Origin of the sequence: Roseburia zhanii, from assembly GCF_014287635.1 — a bacterium.
GTDB classification, from domain to species: Bacteria; Bacillota; Clostridia; order Lachnospirales; family Lachnospiraceae; genus Roseburia_B; species Roseburia_B zhanii.
The window spans coordinates 144,527-157,447 of the sequence record NZ_JACOPH010000005.1 but is presented as its reverse complement, the minus strand read 5'-3'; the positions used below and the strand labels follow the sequence as shown (position 1 = coordinate 157,447).

Here is a 12,921-nt window from a genome sequence, read left to right as displayed (position 1 = left end):
AAAATGGAAAAAACGAAATATGTTGTGACGATCACCAGACAGTTCGGAAGTCTTGGAAGACCGATCGCAAAAAAGATGAGTGAAAAATTAGGGATCGAATATTATGACAGGGACATCGTAGATCAGGCAGCAAAAAAATTAAACCTGCCGGTTTCTGTTGTCGATGAAGAAGAAGAAAGTGCAAAAAAGGTCGTGGCGAACCCATTTTCGAGAATGATGTTTCCATTAGGAAAAGGAATCAGTTCTACACAGGATAAGATCTTTGAAGCACAGCAGAATATCATCCAGTTTTTAGCTGAAAAAGAAAGCTGTATCATTGTAGGACGGTGTTCTGATTTTACGTTAAGTGAGATGGAAAATGTGATCCATATTTATATCTATGCACCATATGAAGTACGTGTACAGCATTGTGTGGAAGATCTGAAAATGGATATTAACGAAGCACGTAAGATGATCGTAGCCGTAGATGAGGCGAGAGATTCTTATCATATGAATTTTGCGGGATACCTGCCGGATGATAAAAACCATAAGGACATTATGATCGACAGTACACTGCTTGGAATTGAAGGAACGGCTGATTATTTAGTGGAGGCAGTCAAACGGCGATTCCGTTTGTAAGGATCCGGATGTCAATAGGCGGCTTCAGGTTTTTGGATTGGCAGATTGCACAAAGCCGGGTTTATTTTGTTTCATTGTATGAAAAAAGCTTTTGTTTTACGAAAGTGGATTCCGTAAAACAGAAGCTTTTTTTCTGTATGCCGCTGCCGGCTGATCGTATTGGCATATAAAAAATCGTATCGGATCGTAATTACTCTGTAGAAAGTTCATCTAAGTAGCCTGAAAGAGCATCGGTAGATACTGTCGTTGTTTTTGCAGGCTGTTTTGCTTCCCATTTTGAATATCCTGAATAACCAATCCAGCCAATTAAGGCAATGCAGACGATCACACCTGCTGTACGTGCAGCGATGGATTTTGCTTTGTCTTTTTTCATGGTTTGTTTACGGTTTGCTTTTTCTTTTTTATAACGTTCTACTTTTTCCTGACTCATGTTTTTGCTATCTCCTTACCAACATTTTCCATAACTATTCAATACCTGTCTAGTTACAACATTTTCATCTATTATACAACATATTCAGCAGAAAGTAAAACAGAGATTTCAGGCATTGCGTTTCTGCTGAAAATTTTGTACAATAAAAGGTACAGTTCGCATGATATAAGAACATTTATGAGCGGAAAGAGGAGGTTTCTATGAGTTACGCAGATAAAGTATTTGTAGAAATGTGTAAAGATATATTAGAAAACGGTATGAGCACAGAGGGCGAGAAAGTACGTCCGAAGTGGGAAGATGGCAGCAGTGCTTATACGATCAAGAAATTTGCAGTGGTAAACCGGTACGATCTAAGAAAGGAATTTCCGGCACTGACACTGCGTAAGACAGCGATCAAAAGCTGTACCGATGAAATGCTCTGGATCTGGCAGAGAAAGTCCAATAATATCCATGATCTAAACAGCCATGTCTGGGATGAATGGGCAGATGAAAACGGTTCGATCGGGAAAGCCTATGGATATCAGATGGGCGTGAAACATCAGTATAAAGAGGGCATGATGGATCAGGTAGACCGAGTGATCTATGACTTGAAAAATAATCCGTTTAGTCGTAGAATTATGACTAATATTTACGTGCATGAAGATCTGCATGAGATGAATCTCTATCCATGTGCTTACAGCATGACCTTTAATGTGACACAGGAAAAAGGCGAAGATAAACTGACATTAAATGGTATTTTAAACCAGCGTTCACAGGATATCTTAACCGCAAATAACTGGAATGTCTGCCAGTATGCAGTCCTTATGCATATGTTAGCACAGGTTTGTGATATGCAGGTGGGAGAATTTGTACATGTGATCGCAGATGCACATATTTATGACAGACATATCCCGTTAGTGGAAGAACTCATCACAAGAGAACAGCATCCGGCACCGAAGTTTTACTTAAATCCAAAGATTAAGGATTTTTATCAGTTTACACCGGATGATGTACGTTTAGAAGATTATGTGACAGGACCGCAGATCAAAAATATTCCGGTAGCGGTTTAAGGAGGATATTATGAATTTAATAGCAGCAGTCGATAAAAACTGGGCGATCGGTAAAGATAACGGCTTATTAGTCAGCATACCGGCGGATATGAAATTTTTCCGGGAAACGACCACAGGAAAAGTCGTCGTCATGGGCAGAAAGACATTAGAGAGTTTTCCAAACGGACTTCCTTTAAAGAACCGCGTGAATATCGTGCTTACCACAGATTACTCTTATCAGGTCAAAGACGCAGTGATCGTACATTCCAAAGAAGAATTAGAAGAAGAACTTCAAAAATATAACAGCGAAGATATCTATGTGATCGGTGGAGAAAGTGTGTACCGGTTGTTATTAGATGCATGTGATACTGCACATATCACGAAGATCGATTATGCTTATGAAGCAGATGCATTTTTCCCGAATCTCGATGAAAACCCGGACTGGGAGATCGTTGCAGACAGTGAGGAACAGACCTATTTTGATCTGGAGTTTTATTTCTTAAAATATCAGAAAGTAAAATAGCAAAAGAGGAGAACATGGAAAATTTTATATTCAGTCTGAATGTGACAGTCCCGATCTTTTTAGTCATGGTATTAGGATATATATTAAAACGGCAGGGCATGTTAAATGATAATTTCGTGACTGTGGCAAATAGATTTAATTTTAAAGTAACTCTGCCGGTGATGTTGTTTGTTGACTTGTCCTCGGTAGATATCTATGGAACATTTGATCTAAGATACGTGCTGTTCTGTGCAATCGTAAGTTCCATCTGTTTCTTTGGCATCTGGGCATTTACAAAACTTTTTATGAAAGATAAAAGTATGCGTGGAGCATTTGTGCAGGCATCTTTTCGGAGCAGTGCTGCAGTGATGGGGCTTGCATTTATTGATAATATTTATGGAAGTTCCGTCATGGGACCGCTTATGATCATCGGAGCCGTTCCTTTATATAATATCTATTCTGTGATCGTGCTGACATTTGAAGGCACACAGGAAGAAGGGGAAAAAGATACCTCAAAGATCAGACAGGCAGCAGTCAATATCGTAAAGAACCCGATCATCATAGCCATTGTACTCGGTATGGCGGCATCTTTGTTAAAATTAGATTTTCCGGTTATGATCGATAAGACACTTGCAAACGTGGCAAAGTTGGCAACACCGTTAGCACTTGTGGCAATGGGAGCAGGATTTAAGGGAAAAGAAGCCTTAGCAAAAATGAAACCGACACTTGTGGCAGCATTTATCAAGCTGATCGGGCAGACGGCTGTGTTTATCCCGATCGCAGCAAAAATGGGATTTACCGGAGAGAAGATCATCGCAATTTTGATCATGCTTGCAGCACCTACAACGCCAAGCTGCTATATTATGGCGAAAAATATGCACAATGACGGAGATCTGACAGCCAGCATTGTAGTCATGACCACGTTACTTGCAGCATTTACTTTAACAGGATGGATCTTTATATTAAAGACATTAGGATTGATATAGGAGGCAGACATTGTAATGGATATAACAGGAAGAAAATTATTTGTAAGAGCCTTATTAGAAGAAGGCGTTGATACGATATTTGGATATCCGGGCGGTATGGTAACAGATCTGATGGATGAATTATACAAACAGGAAGACATCCGTTTAGTTCTGCCACGCCATGAACAGGCTTTGATACATGAAGCAGAAGGATATGCAAAATCCACAGGAAAAGTCGGTGTCTGCTTAGTGACAAGCGGGCCGGGAGCAACAAATACGATCACAGGTCTTGCAGATGCACATTATGATAATATTCCACTCGTATGTTTTACCGGACAGGTGCCGTTAAATCTGATCGGAAATGATGCATTTCAGGAAGTAGATATTGTTGGAATGACAAGAAGTGTGACAAAGTACGGAGTGACGGTACGTGACAGAAAAGATTTAGGAAAGATCATTAAGATGGCTTTTCATATCGCACAGACCGGTAAACCGGGACCGGTCATCGTCGATCTGCCGAAGGATATTCAGGTACAGTCCGGAGATAGTGATTATCCAAAGAGTGTCAATATCCGCGGATATAAGCCGAACGAAGGTGTTCATGTCGGACAGTTGAAAAAGGCATACAAGCTTTTGAAATCAGCACAGCAGCCGCTTATTTTAGCCGGAGGCGGTGTGCGTATCGGAAACGCAGAAGAACTATTACAGCAGTTTGCAGAAAAAATGAAAGTGCCGGTAGTTACGACCATCATGGGAAAAGGCTCTATGCCGCCGGATAGCCCTTATTATGTTGGAAACTGCGGTATGCATGGAAAATATGCGTCGAACAAAGCGGTATCTGAATGTGATGTCCTCTTTTCTATCGGAACACGGTTTAATGACCGTATCACCGGTGATCTGAATGAATTTGCCCCAAATGCCAAGATCGTACATATTGATATCGATACGGCATCTATTTCCAGAAATGTAGTCGTAGATGTACCGATCGTAGCAGATGCCAAAGTAGCTTTGGAAAAATTATTAGAATGGGCAGAACCGAAAAAAACAAAACAGTGGATCGAGAAGATCCGTGCATGGGATGCAGAGAATCCATTAGAGATGCGCAGGGATAAAGGCATGACACCACAGATGATCATGGAGGCGATCAATCAGGAGTTCGATTCGGCTGTGATCGCAACAGATGTAGGACAGCATCAGATGTGGGCAACCCAGTATTTGGAGTTTGGCGGTACAAAGAAATTCATTACTTCCGGTGGATTAGGTACGATGGGATTCGGTTTTCCGGCTGCGATCGGTGCAAAGATCGGCAATCCGGACAAACCGGTTATCTGTATCACGGGGGATGGCGGATTCCAGATGAATATGCAGGAGATGGCAACTGCAGTGACAGAAGGTGCACCGGTGATCATCTGCCTTTTAAATAACCAGTATTTAGGCATGGTGCGTCAGATGCAGCAGTTATTTTACGGAAAACGTTATGAGGCAACCTGTTTAAGACGCAGACAGAGCTGTCCGGTAAACTGTAAAGGACCAAATGAAGCGTGCCCGCCGTATGTACCGGATTTTATGCAGTTTGCAAAGACTTATGGAGCACATGCAATCCGTGTAACAGAGGAATCAGAGATAACAGCAGCATTACAAGAAGCAAAGACATACACAGATGCGCCGACGATTATTGAGTTTATCATTGCCAGTGATGAGATCGTACTTCCTATGGTAAAAAGCGGTAATCCTATGAGCGAAATGATATTGAAGTAGGAGGAATGGGATATGAAAAACAGATGGATCGCACTCTATGTAGAAAATCAGGTAGGTGTATTAGCAAAAGTTTCCGGACTTTTTTCCGGAAAATCATATAATCTGCAAAGTCTTACAGTTGGAACAACGGAAGATGAAACAGTGTCCCGTATGACAATCTGTGTAACCAGTGATGATATCACATTTGAACAGATCAAAAAACAGCTTAACCGTATGGTTGAGGTCATTAAGGTGATCGATCTTACCAATGTGCCGGTACATATGAAAGAGATCTTATTTGCGAAGGTACTGCACTGTACAACTGCGGATAAAGAGGAAGTATTCCAGATCGCACAGGTATTTAATGTGCAGGTTGCGGATATCGGAAAAGACAGTGTGCTCTTAGAGTGTAAACTGACAGAACGCAGGAATAATGAATTGATCGCACTGCTTAAGAGTAAGTTTAAGACGATTGAAGTGGTACGGGGCGGAGCGGTTGCAATTGAATCGATCAGTACGTCCTGCAGGTAAAATGATTCAGAAATAATTCAGAATAGTACCGACCTCCAAATGTCAGATCAAAAATCTAACGGTTGGAGGTCGGCTTTTTTTATAGCTAAATATAGTTTTGACTAAAAAAAGAAAATCGTCTTTGCATATCTATCTGGCAAGCACCTGAAGGATCTCTCCAACATACATCGTATGATAATCTTTATCTTTATAAAAAGTATCATCAATAGTCGGATCGATAAAATCATCTGCAGTAATCCGCGTTGTAGATAACTTACGGAAAGTGATGACAAAATTTCCATCGTCAATATATGGAATGCCATCTGCATAATCAATGCCAAGATGTGCAGCAGCAATCTTATTTTCATCACGTCCGGAAACGGATCCTAAATATTTTAACGGTGTCTTATGAAAATCCTTTGGGAAGAAAGTAAGCGAAAAAGTATCGCCATGATCGATAAATTCTTTGGTATAGCGGGAATCCCTGACAAAGATAAAACCGACATTTTTTCCCCATAGGACACCAAGACCACCCCAGCTTACGGTCATAGCGTTTATTTTCTCTCCTTTTCCGGCGGATAAAACAGCCCAGTCAGTACCAATTCTTGTAAAAGGGTTTAATTCAAGCATGTCAATAGGGTAAGGTTGAAATGTATGCATATGTTTTGCTCCTTTGTATTTTTTGTGGGTAGGATTGCAGGTTAAAACTCTTATTCTGTATGTTGATAAGAGTGCTGATCTGCTGTTTTTTGTATCATAATATTACAATAGCGTATAAATGCAGTCAGGTCAACCTTAGAAAAGAATATAGGATTCTAAAGTTAAACAAATCTTAAAGAATTGAATCCTTTTAAATTCATAAATAATCCGCTACAATACAGTTATTGATTATAATCAAAGTGGAGGAAGTTTATGTATCGTATATTAGTATGTGATGATGAAAAAGATATCGTATCAGCACTTCGTATTTATTTAGAGAGTGAAGGATATGAGGTACTAGAAGCATATAACGGAAAAGAGGCCGTAGCACTGACTGCAGGGCAGGAGATCCATTTGGTGCTCATGGATATTATGATGCCTGTTATGGATGGGATTACCGCAATGGTCAAGATCAGGGAGATCAGCAACGTACCGGTGATCCTTTTGACTGCAAAAAGTGAGGACACAGATAAAGTTTTAGGACTTACGGTAGGAGCAGATGATTATATTACAAAACCGTTTAATCCGGTGGAATTGCAGGCAAGAGTCAAGTCGCAGCTCAGACGTTATATGATGCTTGGCGGTGGAAAGCCAAAGAATGATATTTTAACTATCGGCGGGATCGAATTAGATGATAAGTCCAAAGAAGTTACACTTGATGGAGAACCGGTAGCATTGACACGTACAGAATATGATATTTTGAAACTGCTTTTAGAGCATAGGGGACAGGTATTTTCACCAGCGCAGATCTATCAGAAAGTCTGGAAAGATGTAGCATATGGAACAGAAAATACCGTCGCTGTGCATATCCGGCATCTGCGGGAAAAATTAGAGTATGATCCGGCAAATCCACGTTATTTAAAAGTTGTATGGGGCAGAGGATATAAGATCGAGGACGAGAAATAAAAATGCAGCATACGGGAGGCATGTGTGATGAAACTATTTCATGATAAAACAGAAAAAACAGAACGAAAGAAAGAAAAACCGAAGGAAAAACAGTTATGGTGTTATAAAAAATGGGCAAGGATCACAGCAATGATCTTATGTGTATTATCCCTTCATGTCATGGCAGGTTCTTTATTGGCTGTTCTTGTTATAGAAGATATGGATGTTTATGAGCAGACAAAAGAAGAAGTCATGCAGGAAGTCTATCAGACCGCACAGCAGAAATATTCAATCTGGGCAATGACAGAGTATCAGGACGATTTTGCAATGAAAGAACTTGAAAAGACGAATTTCCGGTACGGGGTGATCCAGACAGACAGTATCAAAGACATCGACCTGAATGATACAAATGTTTATGAAGTCTGTAATTTTGATAAACCGGTCAGCGAAGATATGCTGTATATTTATTCCTGCAATATGGGACAGGATACGAGTTATATATCTTCGAAAAGCTATTTTGGTTACAGTTATATTTATAATAATGGAAAATCTTATAAGCAGAAGGCATACCCGATCGAAGCCTGTTATTATGTCAGAAATTTGGATAAAATATTTTATCTTGCCAATGGAAAATTCTATGGACAGTTAGGAGAGGTGTTTATTTCTGATGAAACCGGTACTGAAAAAAACATTGACCTGTCAGGAGAACTGGTAAAGAGTGGTGATAACTATACATGGAAAGACGGCAGTAAGATGATCCAGATTGATGGCATGACATATTATCTTTCTGATATCAATGTGCTCACTTCAAATGAGTTAGAACAGATGGGAATGGAAATTTTATCTGTATATGAAGATGATATCAGTGTGACAGCAGATGCGGTTGCAGAAGAAAGTGCGACAGAAAGCGTTGATGAAGCAGCAACAGTGGAAAGTTATGGCACAGAGATGTATGCAGACGATGATAGCACATATGTAGAGTATGAGGTGCAGAATGGTGAGATCCTTACATATGAGTATGAATTTCCGGACACAAAACCGTACTATGTACTTTCTTATGTAAATGAGCCGCTAGAAACAACAGGCAGTTTTTTTAATCAAGGACTGTTCGGAAAAATCACAGGCTGGTTTGATCAGGATTTCTTTGTAGAATTAACAGCAGTCGTAGATTTTGCATTTGCCATGCGTTATGGAATGTATGTGGTCTTAGCTGTCAGTATGGTAGTATTTTTTGCATCTTTAGCTGTGATGATGATCGGAGCAGGACATAGAACGGGAACTGGCGGGATCGTGGAAGGAAAGATGGATAAGATACCGCTTGATCTGTATATAGGTATCGTATTTACAGCTTTTTGTATGTGTGGCATCCTTATTTCAGAAGCAGCTTATGGACTGCCGGTGCGGTTTGTAATTTTACTGGGATTCTTTGCAATCCTTCTTATGGAAATATCAGGATTTTCATTTTTGTATAGTGTGTCTGTCCGCTTGAAATTGGGAAAATGGTGGAGAAATACACTGATTTATAGAATCTTAAGCTGGTGTAAAAAATGGCTTCTCCGTATCTTAGGCAGCTTGAAAAAAATGGGAAATAGTCTGTCACAGGCACTTCCGTTTCTATGGAAAGCATGGCTTGTCATGGGAATCCTGGCAGTTTTGGAAATTTTCGGGCTGGTAGCAAGCAGTTACAGTCCTGATACACAGTTATTCCTCTGGTTTGTGGAAAAAGTGGCAGTCTATGGATTTATCACGATCTGTCTTTTGCAGTTAAACCGTTTAATAGAAGGGGCAAAAAAGATCGCAAAAGGGGAAGTAGACAGCAAGATCGATACAAGCCGTATGTTTTGGGATTTTAAGGAGCATGGAGAAGATCTGAACAGTATTCAGGAAGGGATTGGAATGGCTGTAGCAGAGCGGATGAAAAGTGAGCGTTTTAAGACAGAACTGATCACAAATGTATCGCATGATATCAAGACACCGCTGACTTCGATCATCAATTATGTTGATCTGTTAGAAAAAGAAGATATCGATAATACAACAGTACAGGAATATCTAGAAGTATTACACCGGCAGTCCGCACGATTAAAAAAACTGATCGAGGATCTGATCGAAGCGTCAAAAGCATCTACCGGAAATCTTGCAGTTGCATATGAACGTTGTGATGCAAAAGTCATGCTGACACAGACAATCGGAGAATTTGAAGAAAAATTAAAAGCAGGTCAGATCGAACTGATCGTGCAGGACAGTAAGGAACCTTTATATATTCAGGCAGATCCAAGGCATTTATGGCGGATCTTTGATAATCTGATGAATAATATCTGTAAATATGCACAAGCATCAACAAGAGCATATGTCAATATAGAAAATGATGGTACAAATGGAAAAATTATTTTCAGGAATATTTCAAAATATGCTTTAAATATTGACAGTGAAGCATTGATGGAGCGGTTTGTCAGAGGCGACAGTTCAAGAAATACCGAAGGAAACGGACTGGGAATCTCCATTGCAAAGAGCCTGACAGAACTGATGCAGGGCAGATTTGAACTTATTGTTGACGGAGATCTGTTTAAAGTGATCCTGACATTCCCATTGACGGGAGAGCAGGACAGTTTCTTTGAAAGTGTCGATTAGTGCAGATGCATATGTAGTAAAGATACTACAAGTATAACATGTAGTTTGAACAAATGCGACTTTCCATAATGTGTAGTTATAGCACATATAAGCCTTTGGAATAATCTTGACATTGAGAAAAAAAAGTATAATAATGGTTTTCAGAAAATGAAAAAGAAATCCAAAAAGTCCGAAAGAAACGGACATGAGGCACATCGGAGGTAAAAGTTATGGATATCAGATTTGTAAAAAGAGAACAGTTAAAGGAAAAACCGGATCAGAAGAATCTTGGATTTGGAAAATATATGACAGATTACATGTTTGTCATGGATTGGACAAAGGAAGATGGATGGATCGATGCAAGGATCGTTCCGCATGAGCCGATTAGCTTAGACCCAGCATGTGTGACATTGCATTATGCACAGGAAACATTTGAAGGAATGAAAGCATACCGTACAAAATCCGGTAAGATCCAGTTATTCCGTCCGGAAATGAATGCAAGACGTATGATCAAGTCAAATGAAAGACTTTGTATGCCGGCATTCCCAGAGGATATGTTCGTTGAAGCAGTAAAAGAATTAGTAAAAGTAGAAAAGGACTGGGTACCATCAGAACCGGGAACATCTCTTTATATCCGTCCATTCATGTTTGCAACAGAGTCAGCATTAGGCGTACATATGGCAAGCAAATATAAATTTATGGTTATCTGCTGTCCGGTTGGTGCATATTATGCAGAAGGAATCAATCCGGTTAAGATCTTAGTAGAAGATGAATTAGTACGTGCCGTACAGGGTGGTACAGGATTTACAAAATGCGGTGGTAACTATGCAGGTTCTATCTTAGGACAGGTAAAAGCAGAGAAGATGGGATGTACACAGGTACTCTGGTTAGATGGTGTACATAGAAAATATGTAGAGGAAGTAGGAACCATGAATATCATGTTTAAGATCGGCGGAGAGATTTATACAGCACCGATCGAAGGAACTGTACTTCCGGGTGTTACGAGAGATTCTATTATCCATATCTTAAAAGATTGGGGATATAAAGTAAACGAAACACATCTTGCTGTAGATGACCTGATGAAAGCCGGACATGACGGTACATTAGAAGAAGCATTCGGTACAGGTACAGCAGCAGTTATCTCACCGGTTGGTGAATTTGTTTACAAAGATGATATCGTAAAAGTAAATAACTTTGAGATTGGTAAATTAACACAGAAATTATATGATTATCTGACAGGAATCCAGTGGGGCGATGTAGAAGATAAATACGGCTGGACAGTAGATATCAATGCATAATAAGATAAGATTATAGATGTCATAAAAGTAGAAAGACAGTGTAGATGGCAAAATGCTATTTACACTGTCTTTTTGATACTGAATTTATACGTTGTGATCAGCAAGATAACGGAGAGCCGCATAAGCATAGATGGCAGTTCCATAGGAGAGTGCAGTTTCATCAAATTTTACCTTTGGATGATGCTGAGGGAAACAGTAACCTTCCGATGGATTTCCGGCAGCAAGTGCTAACATAATGGAAGGCACTTCCTGACTGATATAAGCAAAATCTTCTGATCCGGCAGTTTTCGGAGCCTTTTTCTCACCTGAGAGGGCAGATAATGCACCGGCAGTAAATGCTTTTTCTTTGCCTAAGAGTTCCGTCATATAGGTTGAAATACAAGAAGACAGCTCATAGTCATTTTTTAAAGTCGGACAGCCTGTACCGAATGAAACTTTTGCAGAAGCACGGAAAGTTGCTGCGATCCCCTGTGAGATTTCTGTCATCCGTTTCTTTAAAAAGCTGCGGACATCTTCATCATAAGTACGGATCGTACCGCCTAGTTCTACAAAGTCCGGTATGACATTTTCAGCAGCACCGCCATGAATGGTACCGAAAGTTAAAACTGCTTCATCGGAAAGTGCAAGTTCTCTTGCATGGATCTCCTGAAGTGCAGTGATGATATGTGCAGCAGCATTGATCGGATCGATACCGTTATTTGGCATGGAACCATGACAGCCTTTGCCCTGGATACGGATAGTAAAATAGTCGGCAGCAGGTGCACTGATACCGCCATCACAGACGATCACTGTACCGGAAGGCATCGGAAGCCCTGCCATGACATGGATCATAAGAGCGGCATCGACATCAGGATTTTTTAAAACGCCGGCATCAATCATATCTTTAGAACCGGCAAAGATTTCTTCTGCCGGCTGAAACATCAGTTTGATGGTTCCATGGATCTCATCTTCATGCTGTTTTAAGAGTTTTGCAGCACCTAATAACATGGAAGTGTGCATATCATGTCCACAGGCATGCATATTACCATTCTCTGATGGAAAATCAACATCAGCTTCTTCCCGGATCGGAAGTGCATCCATGTCTGCACGCAGTAAAAATACCCTGCCGCTTTTTTTGCCACTGGCAAGAGCAGTAAGACCAGCCTTTCCACAGTCGATTGGGGTATAGCCCATGTCTGTCAGTTCTCTTTTTACATAGGCTTTTGTTTCTGTAAGGTCAAAACCTGTTTCTGGGTGTGTGTGCAGGTAACGACGGTTTTTCGTCAGTTCCTCCTGCATATTAGATGCTTCTTTTAAAAGTTCTTCTGGATTCATGGATATCCTCCTTCTTTCACTAATGTATTCTCGGAATCTGCCTGGCTTGAGTCATGCTGGTCAGATTTTCGATATATTGATTTTATACTTTATTATAGAATATAGTATTTTTGATTTTGTTACAATATTATGCGATCATAAAGTGATTTCTAAACCTCGTCAAAAGTTATTGAAATGTGTAAAAGTTCTAAGAATAAGACCTTTTTGCATGGCTACTACATAAAAAAGTGTAAATGCACAAAAAATAGTAATGAATATTGAAGTGAAAATAATTCAGTGGTAAAATAATATTACCAAAATCAGTGCAACGCACAAAAACAAGGAGCTT

At 40.0% G+C, this 12,921-nt stretch carries 12 protein-coding genes; 9 read left to right on the top strand and 3 right to left on the bottom strand.

Translation table 11 applies throughout. The features are described from left to right. Positions 1–3 precede the first annotated feature (3 nt). Positions 4–618, top strand: a complete 615-nt coding sequence (locus H8S17_RS08270; RefSeq protein ID WP_178050324.1) for a cytidylate kinase-like family protein — start codon at positions 4–6, stop codon at positions 616–618. A 190-nt stretch (positions 619–808) separates the two neighbouring features. On the opposite strand, the gene H8S17_RS08265 is transcribed toward H8S17_RS08270, so the two are convergent. Beyond that, positions 809–1,048, bottom strand: a complete 240-nt coding sequence (locus H8S17_RS08265; RefSeq protein ID WP_186866934.1) for a hypothetical protein — start codon at positions 1,046–1,048, stop codon at positions 809–811. A gap of 200 nt (positions 1,049–1,248) precedes the next feature. On the opposite strand from H8S17_RS08265, the gene thyA reads away from it, so the two are divergent. Genes thyA through ilvN form a run of 5 tightly spaced genes read left to right on the top strand, consistent with a single transcriptional unit; the run spans position 1,249 to position 5,811 of the window. Continuing rightward, complete coding sequence (gene thyA, locus H8S17_RS08260; protein WP_178050326.1) at positions 1,249–2,097, top strand: thymidylate synthase; 849 nt, start codon at positions 1,249–1,251, stop codon at positions 2,095–2,097. A gap of 10 nt (positions 2,098–2,107) precedes the next feature. Then, complete coding sequence (locus H8S17_RS08255) at positions 2,108–2,599, top strand: dihydrofolate reductase (protein WP_186866933.1); 492 nt, start codon at positions 2,108–2,110, stop codon at positions 2,597–2,599. 14 nt (positions 2,600–2,613) lie between these two features. Continuing rightward, a complete protein-coding gene (locus tag H8S17_RS08250) occupies positions 2,614–3,564 on the top strand; it encodes an AEC family transporter (protein WP_186866932.1) in 951 nt (316 codons plus the stop codon). 15 nt (positions 3,565–3,579) lie between these two features. Beyond that, entirely contained in the window at positions 3,580–5,301 is a 1,722-nt protein-coding gene (ilvB, locus tag H8S17_RS08245; protein ID WP_186866931.1) for a biosynthetic-type acetolactate synthase large subunit, read from the top strand. A gap of 12 nt (positions 5,302–5,313) precedes the next feature. Beyond that, positions 5,314–5,811, top strand: a complete 498-nt coding sequence (ilvN, locus tag H8S17_RS08240; protein ID WP_186866930.1) for an acetolactate synthase small subunit — start codon at positions 5,314–5,316, stop codon at positions 5,809–5,811. Positions 5,812–5,940: 129 nt separating this feature from the next. Here the strand turns inward: ilvN and H8S17_RS08235 are convergent, their stop codons facing one another. Continuing rightward, complete coding sequence (locus tag H8S17_RS08235; protein WP_186866929.1) at positions 5,941–6,450, bottom strand: flavin reductase; 510 nt, start codon at positions 6,448–6,450, stop codon at positions 5,941–5,943. Positions 6,451–6,702: 252 nt separating this feature from the next. On the opposite strand from H8S17_RS08235, the gene H8S17_RS08230 reads away from it, so the two are divergent. From H8S17_RS08230 to H8S17_RS08220, 3 genes are all read left to right on the top strand, one after another. After that, on the top strand, positions 6,703–7,395 hold the full coding sequence (locus H8S17_RS08230) for a response regulator transcription factor (RefSeq protein WP_186866928.1): 693 nt from the start codon (positions 6,703–6,705) through the stop codon (positions 7,393–7,395). A gap of 27 nt (positions 7,396–7,422) precedes the next feature. Further along, positions 7,423–10,002, top strand: coding sequence for a sensor histidine kinase (locus H8S17_RS08225; RefSeq protein WP_186866927.1), 2,580 nt, complete (start codon positions 7,423–7,425; stop codon positions 10,000–10,002). Between the two features lie 209 nt (positions 10,003–10,211). Next, positions 10,212–11,279, top strand: a complete 1,068-nt coding sequence (locus tag H8S17_RS08220) for a branched-chain amino acid aminotransferase (protein ID WP_178050334.1) — start codon at positions 10,212–10,214, stop codon at positions 11,277–11,279. Between the two features lie 84 nt (positions 11,280–11,363). Here the strand turns inward: H8S17_RS08220 and H8S17_RS08215 are convergent, their stop codons facing one another. After that, positions 11,364–12,593, bottom strand: coding sequence for a M20 metallopeptidase family protein (locus tag H8S17_RS08215; protein ID WP_186866926.1), 1,230 nt, complete (start codon positions 12,591–12,593; stop codon positions 11,364–11,366). Between the last annotated feature and the right edge of the window lie 328 nt (positions 12,594–12,921).